This is a genomic window from Thermococcus celer Vu 13 = JCM 8558 (genome assembly GCF_002214365.1).
Taxonomy (GTDB): domain Archaea; phylum Methanobacteriota_B; class Thermococci; order Thermococcales; family Thermococcaceae; genus Thermococcus; species Thermococcus celer.
Window position 1 is genome coordinate 867,789 of sequence record NZ_CP014854.1, and the last position, 19,115, is coordinate 886,903.

The 19,115-nt window shown below is 56.4% G+C and carries 25 protein-coding genes and 1 pseudogene; 7 read left to right on the plus strand and 19 right to left on the minus strand.

The features are described from left to right. Positions 1-7 precede the first annotated feature (7 nt). Positions 8-694, minus strand: coding sequence for an HAD family hydrolase (locus A3L02_RS04795; RefSeq protein WP_088862871.1), 687 nt, complete (start codon positions 692-694; stop codon positions 8-10). A 383-nt stretch (positions 695-1,077) separates the two neighbouring features. Further along, a complete protein-coding gene (gene speE, locus A3L02_RS04800) occupies positions 1,078-1,926 on the minus strand; it encodes a polyamine aminopropyltransferase (RefSeq protein ID WP_088862872.1) in 849 nt (282 codons plus the stop codon). A 96-nt stretch (positions 1,927-2,022) separates the two neighbouring features. Between speE and A3L02_RS04805 the strand changes: the two genes are divergently transcribed. Beyond that, positions 2,023-2,523: a hypothetical protein gene (locus A3L02_RS04805; RefSeq protein ID WP_088862873.1), complete on the plus strand. Its 501-nt coding sequence runs from the start codon at positions 2,023-2,025 to the stop codon at positions 2,521-2,523. On the opposite strand, the gene A3L02_RS04810 is transcribed toward A3L02_RS04805, so the two are convergent. Both A3L02_RS04810 and A3L02_RS04815 read right to left on the minus strand, forming a co-directional pair. After that, a complete protein-coding gene (locus A3L02_RS04810) occupies positions 2,517-2,990 on the minus strand; it encodes a pyruvoyl-dependent arginine decarboxylase (protein WP_088862874.1) in 474 nt (157 codons plus the stop codon). The genes A3L02_RS04805 and A3L02_RS04810 overlap by 7 nt on opposite strands. Positions 2,991-3,148: 158 nt before the next feature. After that, complete coding sequence (locus A3L02_RS04815) at positions 3,149-4,297, minus strand: cation:proton antiporter (protein WP_088862875.1); 1,149 nt, start codon at positions 4,295-4,297, stop codon at positions 3,149-3,151. Positions 4,298-4,373: 76 nt separating this feature from the next. On the opposite strand from A3L02_RS04815, the gene A3L02_RS04820 reads away from it, so the two are divergent. Continuing rightward, a complete protein-coding gene (locus A3L02_RS04820) occupies positions 4,374-4,781 on the plus strand; it encodes an ACT domain-containing protein (protein ID WP_088863834.1) in 408 nt (135 codons plus the stop codon). Here A3L02_RS04820 and A3L02_RS04825 read toward each other — a convergent pair. From A3L02_RS04825 to A3L02_RS04860, 8 genes are read right to left on the minus strand one after another with little or no spacing between them, the layout of a single operon-like run. Next, positions 4,764-6,254: a proton-conducting transporter transmembrane domain-containing protein gene (locus tag A3L02_RS04825; protein WP_237268647.1), complete on the minus strand. Its 1,491-nt coding sequence runs from the start codon at positions 6,252-6,254 to the stop codon at positions 4,764-4,766. The two genes, A3L02_RS04820 and A3L02_RS04825, sit on opposite strands and share 18 nt — an antisense overlap. An 8-nt stretch (positions 6,255-6,262) precedes the next feature. Next, positions 6,263-6,553, minus strand: a complete 291-nt coding sequence (locus tag A3L02_RS04830; RefSeq protein WP_088862877.1) for a cation:proton antiporter subunit C — start codon at positions 6,551-6,553, stop codon at positions 6,263-6,265. Beyond that, on the minus strand, positions 6,546-6,947 hold the full coding sequence (locus A3L02_RS04835) for a Na(+)/H(+) antiporter subunit B (RefSeq protein WP_088862878.1): 402 nt from the start codon (positions 6,945-6,947) through the stop codon (positions 6,546-6,548). The genes A3L02_RS04830 and A3L02_RS04835 overlap by 8 nt, the downstream gene beginning before the upstream one ends. After that, positions 6,944-7,186 carry a hypothetical protein gene (locus tag A3L02_RS04840; RefSeq protein ID WP_088862879.1) on the minus strand — a complete coding sequence of 81 codons (243 nt, stop codon included), beginning with the start codon at positions 7,184-7,186 and terminating at the stop codon, positions 6,944-6,946. The genes A3L02_RS04835 and A3L02_RS04840 overlap by 4 nt, the downstream gene beginning before the upstream one ends. Next, entirely contained in the window at positions 7,183-7,413 is a 231-nt protein-coding gene (locus A3L02_RS04845) for a hydrogenase subunit MbhD domain-containing protein (protein WP_054834395.1), read from the minus strand. Before A3L02_RS04845 ends, A3L02_RS04840 begins: the two co-directional genes overlap by 4 nt. Beyond that, positions 7,394-7,708, minus strand: a complete 315-nt coding sequence (gene mnhG, locus A3L02_RS04850) for a monovalent cation/H(+) antiporter subunit G (protein ID WP_088862880.1) — start codon at positions 7,706-7,708, stop codon at positions 7,394-7,396. Before mnhG ends, A3L02_RS04845 begins: the two co-directional genes overlap by 20 nt. After that, a complete protein-coding gene (locus A3L02_RS04855) occupies positions 7,701-7,970 on the minus strand; it encodes a monovalent cation/H+ antiporter complex subunit F (protein ID WP_088862881.1) in 270 nt (89 codons plus the stop codon). Before A3L02_RS04855 ends, mnhG begins: the two co-directional genes overlap by 8 nt. After that, the gene (locus A3L02_RS04860) at positions 7,946-8,551 is read right to left on the minus strand and encodes a Na+/H+ antiporter subunit E (protein WP_088862882.1); all 606 of its coding nucleotides are present in this window, start codon (positions 8,549-8,551) and stop codon (positions 7,946-7,948) included. Before A3L02_RS04860 ends, A3L02_RS04855 begins: the two co-directional genes overlap by 25 nt. 189 nt (positions 8,552-8,740) lie before the next feature. Here A3L02_RS04860 and gcvH point away from each other — a divergent pair, with 189 nt between their 5' ends. Together gcvH and A3L02_RS04870 are read left to right on the plus strand one after the other, a co-directional pair. Further along, positions 8,741-9,145, plus strand: a complete 405-nt coding sequence (gene gcvH / locus A3L02_RS04865) for a glycine cleavage system protein GcvH (RefSeq protein WP_088862883.1) — start codon at positions 8,741-8,743, stop codon at positions 9,143-9,145. A gap of 45 nt (positions 9,146-9,190) precedes the next feature. Further along, positions 9,191-9,544: a DUF7132 family protein gene (locus tag A3L02_RS04870; RefSeq protein ID WP_088862884.1), complete on the plus strand. Its 354-nt coding sequence runs from the start codon at positions 9,191-9,193 to the stop codon at positions 9,542-9,544. Positions 9,545-9,657: 113 nt separating this feature from the next. On the opposite strand, the gene A3L02_RS04875 is transcribed toward A3L02_RS04870, so the two are convergent. The 4 genes from A3L02_RS04875 to A3L02_RS04895 form a co-directional block, all read right to left on the minus strand. Beyond that, entirely contained in the window at positions 9,658-10,818 is a 1,161-nt protein-coding gene (locus A3L02_RS04875) for a glycosyltransferase family 4 protein (RefSeq protein WP_088862885.1), read from the minus strand. Then, the gene (locus tag A3L02_RS04880; protein WP_088862886.1) at positions 10,815-11,711 is read right to left on the minus strand and encodes a lysylphosphatidylglycerol synthase transmembrane domain-containing protein; all 897 of its coding nucleotides are present in this window, start codon (positions 11,709-11,711) and stop codon (positions 10,815-10,817) included. The genes A3L02_RS04875 and A3L02_RS04880 overlap by 4 nt, the downstream gene beginning before the upstream one ends. A 439-nt stretch (positions 11,712-12,150) precedes the next feature. Then, on the minus strand, positions 12,151-13,593 hold the full coding sequence (gene gltA, locus A3L02_RS04890; RefSeq protein WP_088862888.1) for an NADPH-dependent glutamate synthase: 1,443 nt from the start codon (positions 13,591-13,593) through the stop codon (positions 12,151-12,153). Next, positions 13,593-14,459 carry a sulfide/dihydroorotate dehydrogenase-like FAD/NAD-binding protein gene (locus A3L02_RS04895; RefSeq protein ID WP_088862889.1) on the minus strand — a complete coding sequence of 289 codons (867 nt, stop codon included), beginning with the start codon at positions 14,457-14,459 and terminating at the stop codon, positions 13,593-13,595. The genes gltA and A3L02_RS04895 overlap by 1 nt, the downstream gene beginning before the upstream one ends. A gap of 166 nt (positions 14,460-14,625) precedes the next feature. Here A3L02_RS04895 and A3L02_RS04900 point away from each other — a divergent pair, with 166 nt between their 5' ends. Continuing rightward, complete coding sequence (locus A3L02_RS04900) at positions 14,626-14,826, plus strand: hypothetical protein (protein WP_088862890.1); 201 nt, start codon at positions 14,626-14,628, stop codon at positions 14,824-14,826. Here A3L02_RS04900 and A3L02_RS04905 read toward each other — a convergent pair. Together A3L02_RS04905 and A3L02_RS04910 are read right to left on the minus strand one after the other, a co-directional pair. After that, positions 14,813-15,574 carry a tRNA (adenine-N1)-methyltransferase gene (locus tag A3L02_RS04905; protein WP_088862891.1) on the minus strand — a complete coding sequence of 254 codons (762 nt, stop codon included), beginning with the start codon at positions 15,572-15,574 and terminating at the stop codon, positions 14,813-14,815. The genes A3L02_RS04900 and A3L02_RS04905 overlap by 14 nt on opposite strands. Next, complete coding sequence (locus A3L02_RS04910; protein ID WP_088862892.1) at positions 15,558-16,193, minus strand: DUF257 family protein; 636 nt, start codon at positions 16,191-16,193, stop codon at positions 15,558-15,560. The genes A3L02_RS04905 and A3L02_RS04910 overlap by 17 nt, the downstream gene beginning before the upstream one ends. A 58-nt stretch (positions 16,194-16,251) precedes the next feature. Between A3L02_RS04910 and A3L02_RS04915 the strand changes: the two genes are divergently transcribed. Then, positions 16,252-16,596, plus strand: coding sequence for a signal recognition particle protein Srp19 (locus tag A3L02_RS04915; protein ID WP_088862893.1), 345 nt, complete (start codon positions 16,252-16,254; stop codon positions 16,594-16,596). On the opposite strand, the gene A3L02_RS04920 is transcribed toward A3L02_RS04915, so the two are convergent. Next, on the minus strand, positions 16,597-16,839 hold the full coding sequence (locus A3L02_RS04920; protein ID WP_088862894.1) for an Lrp/AsnC family transcriptional regulator: 243 nt from the start codon (positions 16,837-16,839) through the stop codon (positions 16,597-16,599). Positions 16,840-17,059: 220 nt separating this feature from the next. Here A3L02_RS04920 and A3L02_RS04925 point away from each other — a divergent pair. Beyond that, positions 17,060-19,077: pseudogene (locus A3L02_RS04925) on the plus strand (ABC transporter substrate-binding protein). Positions 19,078-19,115 lie beyond the last annotated feature (38 nt).

Consider the following 19,115-nt stretch of genomic DNA (forward strand, 5'->3'; position numbering starts at 1 on the left):
TAAAGGATTAGAAGGTATCTAAGAGATTTTCTATGACATCGTTAACATCCTTGGCATCCCTCCCTATCATTATGAACTCAAAATCAGCACCATATTCTTTTTTGTAACCATCCACCATAAGGCCGTCGTTTACTGTATCGCCGATATAAACTCCGTTCTCTCCTTTAGCAAGGTGCCAGAGTGCCAGGGGGCCCGGCTTTACATAAAGCTCCCTTGTTACGGCGTTCTCAAAGTGAAACTCCATGAGCTCCTCGGCTAACTTAAGCTCAAGTTTGCTCCTTCCCGTTATGACGCCGAGCTTAAACCTCTCTTTAGCCTTTTCAAGGAGCTCTCTCCTTACGATGGGTCTCTCCCTCTTCCAGAGGCCGTCGAAATTAAAGGCCCTCCCTTTATAATGCTCGCCCAGGTAGAAGGTGTTGGATATTCTTTCGATTTCCTCCGGTTCAACAATGGTTCCAAACTTTTTCCTGACCCATTTTATTCCCTTTCCTTCCGGAAAGCGCTCGACGAGTCCTTTCACATCGCCGCTCATTGCGAATGCGATTAGGGCCTCGCTGACCTTAAAGTCATCTCCAAAAGCGCCTTTTCTTCTCAACGTCCTTATACTCTCCACGTCGATTTCCATTTCCCTACCGAGCTCCTTTAGGAAGTATTCAGCGGTCAGCTTTGTCGCCAGGTCGTAACTCTCGCTCACATCTTCCTCATCTTCAGCAAAGAAAAAACAGACTCAACAACACTCCGCTCACTAAACTGCTTAAACCTCAACCCTAACCTCTGAAAAGCCCACAAACCCTTTATCAATCACAAACTCAGGCTCACCCCCAGTACTTAAGAACCCTATGCAAGAACAGGTAAGCGTCCAGACTATCCAGCCTGCTCACACCTCATGACTCATTGTCTGGAATACTCATGAACTTTTTTCTGAGGGAGATTCCAAGGTAGTACAGAATTGCGGCCAGAACTTTTAATCTGATGTCTTTCTTATTTCGCTTGAAGATTCTTCTACCCTTAATCCCCCCAATTAATACTTCACTGTTATCTTGACAGTCTCGTTTATGGAAAGGAAGAAAGAGAACCTCAGGCCCTCTCGAGGAGTTCCCTGACGTACCTCGGCATCTGGAAGAGTGTCTCGTGCCTCTCCGGGTCGTAGTAGTGAAGCTTCAGTTTCCCGGCCCTCTCCCCCTTCACCTTCGTGAAGTCAACGTCGCCCTTAACCCCCACCAGAAAGCTCCAGGGGGAGGCGTAGCCGATGACGGGGAAGCTGAAGTAGTAGACCTTATCGAAGACCTTCTTCATGGCCCTGTAGGCGTCGAGGAGCTCGTTGGTGAAGAGGTAAACGCTTCCCGCCTGGGTGACGTAGAGGCCCCTCCCGTTCAGCTTCTCGTACGCCGAGCGGTAAAACTCCTCGCTGAAGAGGAGCTTCGCCGGGCCGACGGGATCCGTGGAGTCCACGATTATGACATCAAAACGTTCATCGGTTTCTTTTAGGTACTTCACGCCGTCATCGACCTTAACGTCGGCCCTTGGGTCCTCGAAGGCCCCCTTTGCGACGTCGAGGTAGAGCTTCGAGACCTCTATGACTTTCTCGTCTATCTCGACCATCGTGGCCTTCTCAACGGTCTCGTGCCTCAACACTTCCCTGAGCGTCCCGCCGTCGCCACCGCCGATTATGAGAACGTTCCTCGGATTTGGGTGGGCCAGCATGACCGGGTGAACGAGCGGCTCGTGGTAGCTCTCCTCCCCCCTCTCAACGAGCTGAACGGTACCGTCCAGAACGAGGAGCTTGCCGAAGCCCTCCGTCTCGTACAGCTCAAGCTTCTGATACTCCGTTTGGACCTCAAACAGCTTCCTTTTGACCTTAAAGCCGACACCGTAGCCGCGGGGATACCACTCTACGAAGGCTCTCTCCCTTTCGTTGAATCCCATCGCTCTCACCGCCCTTAGGTACGGCAAGGGGTTTTAAACCTTGAGGTCTCTATCGTTTCGAAAGTTTTTTAATATAATTTCCCATTAAGTTACCTAATGATGAACTGGAAGAAAATAGATAAGGATTTGCTGAGGTTCCTCGAAGACGCCGTACCGAGGACATACGAGGATACAAGATACGGAGTCCCACACCTCGTGGGCGAGATAGAACTTTCGAACGATGACCCCCGGGTTGATCTCTCCACCGTGATTTTCAACGGGAGCAGGTACCCCTTGGCCTTCCTTGATGAAGGTTTTTTCAAATTCATGTACCCGATTGAAGATGCCAACCCCTACGTTGTCTTCCTCGAGGTAAGGAACTTTTTCGAAAAGACTCTGGGGGATTCCAGTTTTAGGGTCGTTCTCCGGACTTCTCCCCCGGAGTTTCTCAGGGGCATAGGGCTTGAAGTCCTGTGGACGAGCGAGTACATGATGGGCGGCTCTGAATTCGTTCAGGTATGGGCCGTCTCTGAAACTTCTAGATACAACCTCCTCTTTGAGAAGAGGGGGGACTCCTTCCTCTTCAGGGATATAAAAAAGGTGGACGAGCCTCAGTAGGGGAACATCACAACGGCGGCTATCGCGGCGGCCGGTTTTTCTCTCACGGTTACGCTCGCGCTCGCGACCTTGAACTCGGCCAGCTTCCAGCCGCGCACGGCGAAACCTTCCTCGACCATCCTCCTAACCATCTCCTCGGCCTCTTCCCGGGTGCAGTAACCGGAGTACTCGTAGATGAGGCCGCCCTCGTTGTTCTCACTTATCCCGACACCCAGGGCCGCGCTGATGGTCATGCCTGGCTCGTCGCTCTCTATGTGGGCGTAGACGGTCGGAAGAAGCATCCCCGTCGGGACGTCGTGGACCCTGTCTATCCACTCGATGTGCGCCGGAATCACGCTGCTGAGCTTGACGAGGTTGACGTTCCCTATGCCGAGCTTGAGGAGTGCGTTGTCGAAGGCGTTTAGCTTTGTGCCCCCCTCTGCTGTGGCGGCCCCAATGAAGGCCCTCCTGGGCGTTGTCCAGCTCATCCCGGTTTCCCCCTTATCTTTTTTGAGTTACAAGGGTACAGGTCAAAGTCACGTTTTCTATCGCTACTTCGGACTGCACTTAAAAACGTTTCGTTATGCCGAACGGCGGAACGACGATTGGAATTCTGATGAAACGGCCACAAAAATGGGAGTTTCGCTTAATCCAGCGGCTCTCCGGCCCTGTACCTGTAGTGGTTTATTACCCTGCCCAACGTGGCCGAGGTGAAGACACCGAGGACGCTGGCGAGGGAGGCTATGGCGTAGGCGTGCTGGCTTAAAACCCCCGAGACGAAACCTATCTCACCAACGAGAAGGCCGAGGACACCGAAGCTCGCTATTCCGGCCCCCCGTGCGAGTGACGTGGGGACGCTCCCGTGCCTAACCATAACCGACGAGAGGAGCAGCCTTACCGAGTACACCACCACGAAGAACTCCACAACGACGAAGGACAGCTCCGTCTCAAAGTTCAGGCCGCGCCAGGCGAAGAATATGGGGGCAAATATCCCGTAGGTAACACCGCTGACGATCGTCGTGAGCCTGTCGTACTGCTTCGTCCCCACCATGTCGCTGTGCATCATCAAGCCGGCCATGAAGCCACCTATGCTGAAGTGCAGGCCTATCTCCTCGCTGATGAAGGCAAGGGAAGTGGAGAACACCATGAAGAGACCGAAGACCGCCTCATCGCTCTTTAGCCTGCGGAGGAACCTTATTATCATGACCTTGTGCCTGATTCCTATTACGTAGTTGAGGTACAGCAAAATCCCAATGAAGATCGCATCCTTGAGCACCGTCTCGAAGACCGGTAGGTAGCTCCCGGGTTTCTCGTGCAGTCGCACCATAACGTAGACGATGAAGAGGCTCATTATCTCGCTTATGACCGCGTAGGAGAGGGCAACGTGGAGGAAGTCCCCGCCGAAGAAACGCCTGAGCCTAAGAACCACGGGTGCCGAAGCCGTCGAGATTATGGATGCAACGATGAGGGCGTCGGAGTTAAGCCTCCATCCCGTAAAGGGCAGGGTCACGAGCAGCATTACGAGGTACGTGACGACATAGAGCGGCAGGGTCTTCTTTCCGCCGTAGTGGAGCTCCTCCGGCGTTACCTCCAGACCCGCCGATATCATCAGGAAGAATAGACCGAGCTCCGCCAGCAGTGAGGTCTGCTCCCTCGGCATCTCGACCAGGAGGGCGCTGAGTATCATCCCTGCGGTTATCTCCCCGAGGAAGCCGGGGTAGCCCACCCTCTCAAAAACCTCCGCAAGGAGCCTCGCGAACGCTATAATGACGAAGATGTAGCCTATGATTTCCATACTGGAATCTTACGGCGGCAGGGTTAATAACGCTTCCGCCGACAAGGTTTTATGGAGATTGATGTTACTTCCAAGCATGAGGCACTATGAGATAGTCAGGATAAGAGAGACTGGAAAGGTTGAAATACCGAGGGATTACGCCTACGAGCTCGGTATCGTGGAAGGTGCATACTTCCTCCTGGAGATGGACACCGACCTCAACGAGGTCCACATGGAGCGCATAGCCCTTCCGGGAAAGAAGCTCGTCGAAGCCGAGCTGATAGTTGAGGACAAACCCGGTGTCCTTGCAAAAATAAGCGGGCTCTTCGGAAGACATGGGGTGAACATACTTTTCAGCGAGGCCGAGGAGCTTGAGGGCATAGGGCTGGCTGGAATAGCTGCGGTCATAGATGTGAGTGGACTGAAGGGCACCCTTGAGGAACTTAAAGGGGAGCTTGAGGGGCTGAACGTCGTGAGGGAGGTTACCCTAAGACCACTGGAGTAGGAGCATTATCAGGAGGAAGAAGACGAAGAACCCCGTGAGTACATTGACTTCTCGCCCGATTTCCATTGTGTATCCTTTCGGCTCTTTTTCGAGTACTCCCGCTCTTTTGAGCGCCCAGAAAATCACCAAAGCCAGACCTATGTAGATAAGCTCCACCGGCTTTGGCCTTGATCCGAGGTAAATACCGAGGAAAAGGATGGTGAGGGCGAGAAAGAGGGAGCACACAAGGGGAACGCCCCCTGTTTTCCCAGCTCTGCCTTTTGAGAGGTGGTAGTTGAGCTTTGAAAGTGAGACCAGCGTTCCGAGGGTTCCTATCTGGATAACCCATCCCCAGGCCGCGGGGAGTCCAGCTGAGAGGAGCCCCTTGGCGTGGGAACCCATCAGCGGTGAAATTCCGCCCAGGGCAAGGCTGAGCGTCAGCACCGAAAAGGCTATCATCGGAGCGTTTCTGTATCCGAACTCCCCGAGCTTTCGTGACTTCCCTCCGAGGCTTCCAACGCTCAGGAAGAGGCCCCCCTTGGCCAGAGAATGCGCCAGCGCGTAGTAGGCCGCCCCCGTGAAGTTAAGGGTGCCTATCCCGAGCAGGACGTAACCCATCTGCGAAACCGTTGAGTACGCCAGGAAACGCTTCGCCTCCGCCTGAAGGAGCATCATAACCACGCCGAAAAAGATGGAAGCGGTGGCCACCGTTAACGCCGCGGTTTTCAGGCTCTCCCCAACCGGCAACGCCGAGAACAGGAGCATCATCCCGTAAGCTGGGGCATTCACAACGGCCCCGCTGAGCATCGCACTGACGGGCGTGGGGGCCTTTGAGTGAGCATCCGGGAGCCAGAAGTGGAGGGGGAAGACTCCGGCCTTCATGATGAGGGCCGTGAGCGCTATCCCCAGTGCGGCGTTTAACTCTCTGCCCGGGAGTGCAGTCCCGGCAACGAGCTTAACGTTGAGGTACCCCGTCTCCATGTACACCAGTCCGAGGGCGAAGATGAAGAGGTAGGAAGCTAAGAGGGAGAGGATGAGGTACTTGAAGGCGGCCCTTTTAGCTCCCTTCTCCCCCGAAAACGCAACCAGCGCGAAGGCCGAAACCGAGGCTATCTCCATGTAAATGTAGAAGTTGAAGAAGTCCCTCGCCAGGAACGCCCCCAGTAAGCCGGCGTGCATGAGGAGGAGAACCGCCAGAACCTTGGGGGTCTTCTTCTCCCTGAAATCGAAATAAGACAGGGAATAGAAGGCCACCGTGATGAAGAGAATCAGCTCACCGGCGATGAGCGGGGCGTTTACCCCACCGATTCCAACCTCTATACCGGCCACCTTGCTCCAACCACCGACCACTTCCTCCCTTCCGTTTTCCATAAGGAAGATCCCCGCCGGGAAAGCCGCCCCGAGGAGGAAGGAGGTCTTTATCAGGGGTTTTCTCGCCCGTAGAGTGTCCAGGATGACGGTTATGAACGCGAACAGGAGTGGAAATGCCACCATAAGAGGAATCACCGGCCATCCCTCCCCATGCGGATTACTATGGCCAGGGCGAGCGATGTTATCGTCACATCAACGACGAGGGTGGTCAGCATCAGTGTCGCGGGCAGTGGATCGACCGGGTTCGTCGGCATTATCGGAACGTCCTTTCCGGGGGAATAGGCCAGGCCGACGAAGAACAGGACGAGCCCGAGGGAGACCACGTTCATGGAGAGCACTAACTTTATCGGCTCCCTCCTGGCCATAAGGCCGTATATCCCCACGAGCATTATCACAACCCCTGCCTGCTCCGGGCTAATCACTCTCGACCCACCTCAGCAGTATGTAAAAGACGAACGTAAATGCCGCCCCAACCTCAAGGCCTACCAGAACGTTAAAGGGCAGGATTACGCCGCCCTCCGTGTGAAGGAAGTTGGAGTAAAAGCCCCCGAAGGTGATTCCCGCCATCCCCAGGAGAACGAGGAGTGTCCCCGCGGAGCTCTCCACCAGGCTCGCCCAGTTGAACCTGAACCTCTTCCTGACCTTCCGGTAACCGTGCGAGGTTATGAGGAGTATAACCGCGACCGCGAGAATAACCCCTCCCTGGAAGCCTCCTCCGGGGCTCAGATGGCCGTAGATCATGAGGTAGGCGGCGTAGGTTACCAGGAAAGGGCTCACCATCTTGGTGGTGCTCCGAACTACAGTGCTCATCTTCACTTCTTCTTCCCCCCGAGGAGCAGGTAGAAGCCCATAACGGCGGTGAATAGAAGACTCGCCTCGCCGAGGCTGTCGTAGGCCCTCCAGCCCGCCAGGATAGCCGAGACAAGGTTCGGGACTCCAATCTCATTCCAGTTGGAGACGTAGTAGGCGTAGCTGCCGCCCTGGGAGGGGGTGTAATCTAACCCGAGCAGGAAGGCCCCAAGGGCCAGTGTGAGGAGTAAAGCGGCCTTTCTCACTCGCCCACCTCCTCTATGGTGAAGAGGAAGACGCCTATCACTATCGCCCCGACCACTATCGCCGAGAGGGCAACGTCGGGCGCTCTGAGCTCGAAGAGGGCCAGGACGAAGAGCAGACTGAGGAGCGAGTACTTAACGACCGCACTAACCAGGTTCTTCTCTTCAACCACGGCCACCGCCAGCAGTATCATCACTATTAAAATCATGTCAAGAATTGTCCCAAGCATACATATCCACCACTACCTCTGGCTTTACCCCGTATCTGTAGGCCGCCCTCGCGATGGCGTGGCTTACCATGGGGTTTATCATCGCTATAAGGAAGGCCAGCACCAGGAACTTGACCCTCACGACGGCCGGTGCGTCCATCGTCAATACAAGGGCAAGGATTATGCTCATGGCCCCGCCGGTATCGCACTTGGTTGCCGCGTGGAGTCTTGTATAGACGTCCGGAAAGCGAAGTATCCCCAGGGCCCCGAAGATCATTATCGCCTCTCCAAAGAGCATTAGGATTGCCTCAATCATAGCTTCTCCTCTCCATGTACTTGACCAGGATCAACCCGCCGACGGCGTTAACCATCAGCAGGACTATCGCGAGGTCCACCAGGTAGTACTCACCCCTGATGACCGAGACGACAGCTATTACAACGACGACCTTCGTCGTTATCGTGTTCAGACCCACTATCCTGTCGGGAAGGGTTGGTCCCCTGAGCACGCGGTAGGTTACCAGCATGGTCGTGAAGACGAGGACGTAAAACGCGCTCACCAGAATACCTTCTTGAGCCATTCCTCGATGTCCCCCTTTATCCTCTTCCCCGCCCTCTCCCTGTTGAGAGTTTCCACGTCTATCCAGTGGACGTAGACGTAGGTCCCGTCGAGCTTTTTGCTGACGTCAAGGGTCAGCGTTCCCGGAGTCAGGGTTATCGAGTTCGCCAGTATGGCCACGCCCGTGTCGGAGCGCAGGTCGGTCTTTATCTTCACTATCCCGGGGTTGATGTCCATGAGGAGCACGTTCCTCGCCACCTTCAGGTTGCTCTCCAGCAGGCGGAAGGCCATTATCACAAGGTACTGGGGGAGGTATATGAACGCGAAGTACAGGAGCTTTTCGATGATGTGCCCTGACCTGCGTATGTCCTCCGTGAGGAGATCCCTCATGAAGATCGATATAACCAGCGTAACGAGGGCACCCGTTACCATAGCTTCTGCCCTGAGGTCTCCGGTTATGACCACCCAGAAGGTCATGAGGATCGCCCAGGTCAGGACCACACGCTCCCAGGAGGGAAGTTTCGATGCCTCGAACCTCTCGTGGAGGACCCTTTTCCTCATGCTTTCGAGTCTTTCCTTAAGATAAAATAAGACGCGGCTCATATGATATTTTAGATAAAAGAAGGTTATAACGATTTTGCAGACGCAAATGATTGTCCAACAATGTAAAATAAGCTCGAAAGAACAGCACCTTCAAATCCATACATCCCCGTGGTGTTTCCTATCTCGAGGCCGCCTTTTTCAGGAGAAAGGTTTAAATTCCTGCCCGCGTAGGGAAAAACGGTGATGCTCATGATTGAGGTTGGGGAATACAAGGTCAAGGAAGGTCTCTACTACACCAAGGACCACGAGTGGGCCCAGGTTCTCGAGGACGGCACGGTTCTCGTCGGGGTGAGTGACTACGCCCAGAAGGAGCTCGGAGACCTCGCCTACGTCGAGCTCCCTGAGGTTGGGAAGGAAGTCAACAAGGGCGACGTTCTCTGCGAGCTCGAGAGCGTTAAGGCTGTCAGCGAGGTTTACGCCCCTGTTAGCGGCGAAGTAGTTGAGGTAAACGAAGAACTCGAGGACTCGCCCGAGCTCATCAACGAGGACCCCTACGGGAACTGGATAGCCAAGCTCAGACCGGACAACCTCGAGGAGGAGCTCAAGGAGCTCATGGATGCGGAGGCCTACGCCGAGTACCTCAAGAGCCTCTGAACAAGGTTTCAATACTCTTCTTTCCATATTCCTTTGGTGTTGCCCATGGAGGTTCTCAAGGAGTGGAACGTTAAGGTAAAGCTGGTCAGGACGAAGAGAGGCGCGATTCTGCACCTGATAGAGCTCGAGCCCGGGCACTTCTACATCGAGCAGAACCCTCTGAAGGATTCCAAATACGGGGTCGCCTACAGAAGGATAAAGGAGAACTTCCCGGAGTTCTACATGTTCTGGGAGATAAAGAACAACCACTACACGGGCAAGCTCCTCGCCGGGGCCTTCCTCGAGAAGAAGGAGATAGACGAGTTCGCCACGTTGCTGGCCAAGTCGGAGGACTTCAAGAGGTTCGAGGAGGCCCGGGAGGAGAAGATCCTCGAGGAAATAAAGAACCTAAAGGGGTGAGCTCAGTTTTTGACCCTCATCATTTTTGTCCCGGGCATCAGATACCCTAGAGTTCGTCATCGCTCGTCCATCCTCATCCGGAAAAGGTTAAAAGGCTGACGGCCGCTGGAATTTCAGCCACGTGCGAGCTCGAGGGCCTTTTCATAAGTTCTCTCCACATCCTTCGCGACGACCCTCCACGAGTACCTCTCCTCGACGGCTTTTCTACCGGCCCTCCCGAGTTTTCCCGCCAGGGTCCCATCCAAGAGGAGCTTTGAGATGGCATCCTTAAGTGCGGATTCGTCCCCTGGCGGCACCAGAAGGCCGCTTCCACTCTCCTGAACAACCTCGGGGATTCCCCCGGATGTGGTCGCCACGACCGGCACCGCGGAGGCCATCGCCTCAAGGATGACTATCCCGAAGGCCTCCGCCGTCAGGGAGGGGAGCACGAAGACGTCCGCCGAGGCGTACAACCGTGGGAGAACGTCGCCCGAAACGTGCCCGGGAAACTTAACCCTGTCCTCGATCCCGAGGAACCTCGCCTGGGCCTTAAGGAAGGGGAGCATCTCGCCGGAACCGACCATGACGAGGGAAGCGTCGTCCACCTCCCTGGAGAGGCTGTGAAAGGCGTTGAGGAGAACGTGGGGCCCCTTACGTGGGGACATCCTGCTAACGTATAGGATCACCCTTCCCTCGAGCCCCATCTCTTCCCTGACCTTTTCCTTCTCCCGATCGCTCAACGGCTGGAAAATCTCGTCCTCGACGCCGTTTGGGATGACCTCAACCGGAACGTCCGTGAAGTGCTGGATGAAGGTTCTGGCCGCGTTGCTCACCGCTATTATCCGGTGGGGAAAGCTCAGGTAGTGGTTGAAGAGGGGAAAGCTCAGCCCCAGCGCCCTCCAGAGGTTCGACTCGTGGGAGAAGGAGATGCTGTGGGTCGTCAGGAGGGACGCCTTCCCGAGCTTTCTCCCCGCCTTCACGGCTTTGAGTGCCAGAGGTGTGAAGGCGTGGTGGGAGTGGATGACGTCGTAGTCCCCGAGGAACTCCCCCAGTTCAAGGTTCGACTTGAGGCCGTAGGTCAGGTTCACACCCAGTAACGGGCTCACCGTTCCCGGGACCTTCACGAGGTCTATTCCCCGTCTTTCGAGCTCTTCCTCCTTTCCCGTCCGGAGGTCGTTGGTCATAACCGCAACCTCATGGCCCCGTTCCCTGAGGTGGAGGGCGAGGTGATGCATGTGGCTCGCGACGCCGCCGACCTTCGGGTAGTACCAGTCACTGACGAGCGCTATCCTCATGCTTTACCCCCCAGTGTCCTGTAGAACTCGACCGCCCCCACAGCGGCCCATGAGTACTGATAGATGAACTTGTACATGAAAGCGATTATCGTGCTCCTCGTCGACGGACCAAGCGCGAGGGTGATGCCGAGCTCGTTCGCGCCGACCCCGGCTGGGATGCCGCTCACCGCCCCGAAGACGGTACTCAGGATGAAGGCGTTGAGGGCGTCGAGGAAGCTCACCGAGACCCCGAAGGCTTTTCCGACCACCATCACGCCCCACACCTGGAGTAACACCGCCAGCGCGGAGAGCACAGCGGCGGCCGTTAAGGTTCGGGGGTCTCTTGTGGCCACCCCCCATCCCGAGTAGGCCCGCTCCACGTAGCTCTCCAGTCTCCTTGATACACCCGGACTGAGGGCCCTCAGGGAACGGGTTGCTTTCAGGAGGAGGGTGTAGGCCCCCCTGCCGTAGACCAGGAGCAAGAAGAGGAACCCGAGGAGGGCGAGTCCCCAGAGGCTGGCACCGAGAACCACCAGGGATATCCCTATCACTATGATAACCTCGATGACGACACCGAAAGCGAGGGCCGAGAGGGCCCTGAAGTAGTCGCCCCCCACGAGCTTGACCTTCGCCGCGTGCCCCACGCCCGGCGGGAGAAAGGCCATCATGTAGTAACCGCTCAGTACGGCCTTCAGGGTCCTCCTGAAGCACGTCCCCTGGACTTTCTTCAAAACTAGGTACCATCTGAGGGTGGAAACGAGTATCGAGGCAAGGGCCAGACCGAAGGCCATAACCACGAACCCCGGGGTCGCCGTTGAGAACGCTTCCACCATCTCTCTCATATCTACTGTGTGCGCCATGTACCCCACGGAAACGAGGAACGCGACGATTGAGAAGAGGGTCCTCTTCCTCACGTGGGCATTCCCCCGGTGGTTGAGGGCGTTTTTCCGACCGCGGGGATTGGTGGGGCAATGCGGATCATCCCGTCGGGTGGTTGAACGCTCATAACGACCGCCTCCATCACCACATCTCGAGGGGGCGTCATAAACCTTTCCACAACGCCCCGGACGGTCAATGCAGTCAAACCCCTATAACCTCTGCCCCGGTAGTTAACTACTGGGTGGTATTTGTGTACTTCGACATCCGACTAAGATATGCGGCAAGATCCGTGAGGGGGTGGCGAACTTTATCGGGGCAATCCCTTGAGAGAGCGTATCCGACAGCGTTCTGGCAAGATCCCGCCTTCGTCGGGAAAATCGTTGAGGGGCGAAACGTCCGTTACAGGGTAGTCGACCCGGTACTCGAGGGGTGCTTTACTTTAAAAGGATAACAGGGAGATAAGGAAAAGACAAGTCAGGCGTTCTCTTCCCTCTTCCTCGTCAGGTACTCGTGTATGGCCTTCGCGGCCCTTCTTCCGTCACCCATGGCAAGGATAACGGTTGCCTCTCCCCTTATAGCGTCACCGCCCGCGAAGACGCCCGGGATACTGGTCATGAGGTTCTCGTCCACCACTATCCTTCCGCGCTCGACCTTCAGGCCGGGGGTGTTGATTATGAGCCGGTTGGGGTGCTTTCCGATGGCTATGATTACCGTGTCGGCTTCGATGGTGACGTACTCGCCCGTTCCAACAATCTTCCTCTTGCCCCTCTTGTCCCTCTCCTCGATCGGGCGCATCCTCTCGAACTTAACGGCCTTGAGGTTGCCCTTCTCATCGCCTATGAACTCGACGGGGTTGACGAAGAACTCGAACTTAACGCCCTCCTCCTTGGCGTGCTCGACCTCCTCTTCCCTCGCGGAAACGTCATCCTCGCCCCTGCGGTAGGCGATTATGACCTCTGCCCCAAAGCGCCTCGCCGAGCGCGCCGCGTCCATGGCGGTGTTCCCCGCACCGATGACCACCACGCGCTTTCCGACCTTCACCGGCGTGTCGTACTCGGGGAAGAGGTAGGCCTTCATGAGGTTGACCCTCGTCAGGAACTCGTTCGCGGTGTAGATCCCGTTGAGGTTTATCCCGGGGGCGTTGATGAGCCTCGGCGTTCCGGCCCCGGAGCCTATGAAGACGGCGTCGTACTCCTGGAGGAGCTCCTCGACGGTGACCGTCCTCCCGACTATGTGGTCGGTGAGTATCCTAACGCCGAGCCTCTTGAGCTTGGCTATCTCGCTCTCGACGATGTCCTTTGGAAGCCTGAACTCGGGAATACCGTACATGAGAACCCCACCGGGCTCGTGGAGGGCCTCGTAGATGGTAACGTCGTAGCCGAGCCTGGCGAGCTCCCCGGCGGCTGTGAGGCCGGCCGGACCCGCTCCTATTATGGCAACGCTCTGGCCCTTCTTCTCGATCTTCGGAACTATCTCAAAGAGAAGCTCATCCTCTATACCGTTCTCTCTCGCGTAGTCCGCCACGAAGCGCTCGAGCTTTCCGATGTTTATCTTGTCGCCAACCTTGCCCATGACACAGTTCATCTCACACTGATCCTCCTGCGGGCAGACCCTACCGGTGGTCGCAGGGAGGGAGTTGCAGGCCCAGATGACGTTCAGGGCCTCCTTAACGGCCCTGTGGGGGTCATCGCGGTACTGGACGAGTTTGCTTATGAAGCCGGGTATGTTGATGTGGACGGGGCAGCCCTTTATACAGGGGGCGTAGTCGTAGGGGCATTGCAGACAGCGCTCGGCCTCCTTAACGGCCAGCTCGAAGGTGTAACCGAGGTTGACTTCAACGAAGCTTTTAACGCGCTCTTCCACCGGCCTCTCCGGCGTCGGAACACGCTCCTTGATGATCTTCCTCTTAACCGCCATCACTGCTCACCTCCCTGGAGGGCCTTCATGTACTCCTGCATCGCCAGCATCTCCATATCCGTGTAGTACCCGGTCCTGGCTATCAGCTCGTCCCAGGCGACCTTGTAGGCGTCGAAGCCCGGCCCGTCTATGCACGCGAACTTAACCTCACCGCCAACGGTTACACGGCAGGAGCCGCACATGCCGGTTCCGTCCACCATTATTGGGTGCAGGTCGGCCTCCATCGGGATCCCGAACTCCTTAACAACCTGGAACACCGCCTTCTGGTCTCCGGTCGGGCCGACCATGAAGACGAAGTCGAAGTGCTCCGTCTCGAGAAGTTCGCGTACCTTCTCCGTGAGCCTCTTCGTGACGTTCTTCATGTTCTCCCTCATGTCCTTGGTCATGTCCATCGGGACAGGCTCGACGATGTGCCTGCCCACCGCCTTCTCGAAGTCCTCCTTCATGACGACCATCGGCTCGAAGGTCACGTGCAGTGTCGTAACGTCGTTCCCGATCTCCTGCCAGGCCCTGGCTATCGGGTACACCTCCACTATACCGGTGTAAGCCCCAATCGCCAGCACCCTTCCGAGCTTCTTCATCTCCGCGGGGTTTCCGAGCGGGCCGGCGACGTTGAGTAGCTCGTCACCCACCTTCAGCTCGTTGGCCATCCTCATCGTGGTCTTTCCGCGGATGAACGTCATGAGGGTTATCCATCCCTCCTCCCTGTCCCACATGATGGGTGTGAGTGGGATCCTCTCACCGTTCTTGAACGCCCTGACGATGACGAACTGGCCGGGCTGAACCTTCCTGGCAACGTGCGGGGCGTGAACCTTGTACCACACGTTCCTCATGGCAACCTCCTTCTTCTCGAGGATCTTATACACAATGAACACCTCCGTACATGAGCTCAAAGTTGGTCATCTAAGGGTTAGCAACCGGGAGTGCTTATAAATGTGTTGTTAACCTATGGTTCAATACTCGGAAGGATTCTCGATATTCATAGGAAAAGACTAAAAAACGTTCGCGAAAAACAGGGGGTGGGTGAAGCCCATGAAGAAAATGGTGTATCGCATTTCCATCCCGCTCGCCGCGCTGTTCCTGTTCTGGCCGGTTCTTTACGGTAACCTAACGGTGCTCCGCAGGATACCCGGGGACCCCGCGCTTCAGGCCATTGCAGGGGTTCTGGTCTTCGGTGGCCTCGCTTATCTCAGCTATGATGAAGGCGAAGACGAAGGGATCACAGCTTCCTGAGGAAGGTTATGTAGCCCGTGTGGGCGAGCATCGTCGTCTTCGGCCTCATGCACTCCCTCTTTACCTCGTGCTCCCTGACCAGTACCTCGACGACCCTCGGTTTGTAGAACTCCCCTCGATACTCCTGGAAAGCCTGGAAGAAGCGGTGGACCTGGTTGGCGCAGGGGGTGTAAGCCACGAAGTAACCTCCGGGTCGGAGGACCTCAATGGCGTGGGGTAGGACTTTCTCCGGTTGCGGTAGGTCGAGGACGATGTGGTCGGCGTGATCCTCCTCTATGCCCTCGTAGATGTTCCCGAGCTTTATCGTCACCCTGTCCGAAAAGCCGGCCATCTCGACGTTCTTCCTTGCTATCTCCGCGTGGTCTTCCCGAACCTCGTAGCTGATGACCCGCCCCTGGGGGCCAACGACGTTCGCGAGGAACAGCGTGAGCGCCCCGCTACCGGCCCCGGCCTCTACAACGGTATCACCGGATGAGATGCCGGCGTAGGCGATGATTATCCCCGCGTCCTTCGGGTGGACGATCTGGGGACCGCGCTGCATCTTGGCTATGATGTCGTTGATGTCGGGTTTGAGAACCCTGAAGGTCTCCCCCCTGTGACTGCTTATCGAGGTTCCGTGGTCCTTTCCTATGAGCTCACCGAGATCGAGTACCCCCAGGTCGGTATGGAACTCCCGATTTGAGACCGCCACGAGGTACCGCTTTCCCCTCCTGTCGATGAGAAGAACCCTATCACCCTCCCGAATCAAACGCCTCACGCCCCTTCTTTACGGTCACACCGTCTTTGGACAGCCCGAACACCATAGATGCAATCTCCTCCAGCATGGCCAGGTGGGCCCTCTCCAGTACGTCCACGTTGATGAGGTGCACGCTGGCCCAGTCCTCCATGGGGATCGTGCTTATCCCCGTGATCAGGGCTTTTATCGCCCCGTCCCCTCCGAAGCGGATGTAATGGGCGAGGCCGAAGGTCACGAAGTACTCGGGTTTGGTGGGAGAGTGTATCATTCTGTTAACGATGGCGTGGTAGTTCTTGAGGAAGTCCTGTGGGTTGTAGGACGGAACGACCTCATCTATGACCTCCCCGTAACTGGCCGACCCGGGCCCGATTTTAACGATCTTTATCCTCTTTATGAGTTCGAGCACGCGGGAGTACGCCTTAACCGGGGCCCCGCGTATGTAGTTCCTGAACAGGAGATCCCCCACTCCAAAGAAGTCCCCTATGGCGATCTCCCCCCTCTTCACGAGTCTGGGTATCAGGAAACCCCATGAGAACTCCTCGAGAGGATAGGTGGATGTATACTCGATAAGGACCATATCTCCCCCCTCGGCCCCTCCGAGGAGGTACTTCTCGAGGATGGGAATCTCCATAGGACTCACCAAAAGGGTTTTTAACCGCTCCTCTTTTAAACCTTGTTGGGTGTAGGGAATGAAACGATTCGTGGTGTGGCCCAGCGAGCTGGATTCAAGGCTCAGCAGGCGTTACGGCAGGATGGTTGGTAAAGAGTTCGCGGTCGAGGCCCCAGAGGTTCAGGAGATAGCCGACGCGGCGAAGGCCCTTGGTATGAAGGTGATCGAGATCGACGGGTCAAAGCTCAACCCCCGTCTGGCCGGCATCGACGAGGAGTACCGCCTCAGGGGAATGCTACGCCTCGAGAGCAAGCACCCCAAGGGGAAGAGCCTGAGAATGCTTGGGCAGAAGGTCAGGGAAATCAGAAAGATCCAGGTCAAAGCCGGGAGCAAGAAGCGCAAATCCCGGAAGAAAAAGAGGTGATCACTCCTCTTCGGTCTCCACGACTATGGCTGTGGTAGTGTCGATAACGCCGTCGATGTTGTGGATGTCGTGGAGTATCTTTCTCGTGAGTTCCCCGAGGTCCTTGGCCTCTATGTGGACTATCGCATCGTAGGGGCCGGTGACGGCGTCCGCCTTCGTAACGCCCGGGATCTGCTTGAGGGCTTCTATAACGCTCTCGACTTTTCCAATCTCTACGGTCAACAAAACATACGACCTGACCATTTTCCACCACCGCTGAAAGGTTTTACGTTTTTATCTACCCTTCCATCTCATTTAAGCTTTTCGTAGTTTTTCAAGGGGTTTTTAAGATGGTCACACGATCCAACGGACCCGGGGTATTCCATCAACATAAAAATCGTCGTATCATTAAAAGGTACATCGAAAGCTTTATTACGGAATTCGCTGTAAAAATCAATGCCCTAATGTGCAGGGGTGGTTGTTAATGAAGGCAAAAACGGCAATGGCCCTGCTGGTTGTGTTTTTAGTGGCCTTTTCTGTCGCCGCCAGCGGCTGCATCGGCGGGGGCAAGAGTGCCACAACGACGATTTCCCAGAGCAGCACGGGTGGCTCCGGTGGAGGGACGACCTCGAGTTCGAGCTCGGAAACCTCCCCCACGGGTACCACAACGACCCCCGCTCAGGTCAATCCAGGAATACTCGAGATGGACGAGGTTTACGTCATAGTCACGGACAAAAGCGTTGTCATCGTCGGCCCGAAGGGCGCGAGCCCGACCGTGAACATTCCCTCAGGCAAGAAGGTCATAAAGGTCCAGTACGAGGTTGACAAGGATAACACCCCCGACATCAAGACCCTCATGGAGCAGGGGCAGGGATTCGGTGCCATCGACCCCGCCTTCTTCCGTGACGAGCACGTCGATGCCCTTATCGTGGCCGCGAGGCGCCAGACCGACCCGACGATAAGAACCGAGCTCTTCAAAGCAGTTTACATGCTCGGAAACAAGCTGGTTCCCGAGGTTATCCTCGGTCAGAACAGGCAGCTCCGCGTTTACTGGGACTGGGTCAAGGGTCGCTACTACCACCCGACCCTGGCCGAGCGCTACGACCTCCTCAGCGAGGACAAGAACGCCCCCTCCGTCAAGATAGGTATCAAGGACTACACTAACGACCCCGATACCTACGTGATAGCCACCATCGGCTGGCCGGAGAGCTTCGACCCGGCCATGACCTACGAGACCTTCGGATGGGAGGTATGGCACGAGATCGGCGATACCCTCGTCACCTACTGGAAGGAGAACACCGAGCAGGTCAGCCCGGACCTGGCCGTCGCCTGGGCCCACAACGAGGACGGCACCGAGTGGTACTTCCTCATCCGCGGTGGAGTGAAGGCCTACGACCCGTGGGACGACAAGACCTATCCGATAGACGCCACGGACGTCGCGTTCACCTTCCTCCGCGTTGAGAGGCTCGGGCACAGCGTCAGCTGGATGGTCGATGCATTTATGGACGTCAACCACTCCGCGGCCATCACGGAGGACGAGTTCGACCAGTACCTCAAGGATCACCCGCTCGTGGCGGAGTTCAACGGCAAGAGCACCCAGGTCAAGAGCGTTGACGAGCTCAAGAAGTTCTTTGGCTACAGCGGTGATACCGCCGGTGTCTTCAAGCTCGTCCTTCCGGCCCCCTACGCGCCCGTCCTTGGAATACTCGCCGACCCGTTCCTCAGCGTCGTTCCGATGGAGTACCTCCTCGGCGACACGTATCAGGAGGCCCTCCAGTCAAGTACAACCCGCACTACTGGAACGCCACCGCCAATCCGGGACACAAGAGCGTTATCTACGTCATCAACAGCGACGCCATGGCGAGGATTAACCTGTTCAAGACCGGGACCGTGGATGTAGTCGCCATACCGCCCGAGAAGATGGACACCGTCAAGGGACTCGAACTCAACGGCTTTAAGTCCGTGGTTCAGACCGACATCCTCCAGCCGATACTGACCTTCCTCGTCTTCAACACTCAGAGGGAACCCTTCAACAACCCACTCGTAAGGGAGGCCTTGGCCTACGCCGTTCCCTACGACCAGATATCCCAGATCGTCTATAAGGGACTGCTCGAGAGGAACTACGGACCGATACCGAAGCCCTGGCCCGGCTACACGGAGGAGGGAATAATCAAGTACGACTACAACCTCGCCAAGGCCCAGCAGCTCCTCCAGAAGGCCGGCGTCGACCCGAGCAAGTACAAGATAGAGCTCATCTACAACGAGGGCAACTCGGCGCGCGAGAAGATAATGACGCTTCTCCAGAACGTCTGGAGCCAGCTCGGCTTCCAGGTTACGGTCAACAGCTACAACTGGCCCACCTACCTCGACAAGACCGAGCACGGCGAGTACGACGTCTACGTCGTCGGCTGGGTTCCGGACTATCTCGACTCTGACAACTGGGTTGGGCCGTTCCTCTACGGCGCCACGGAGTTCAAGAGCCTTGAGGTAAACGTGAGCTGATAAAGGTTTCCTTTTCCATATTTTTGCGTCTTTCTCCG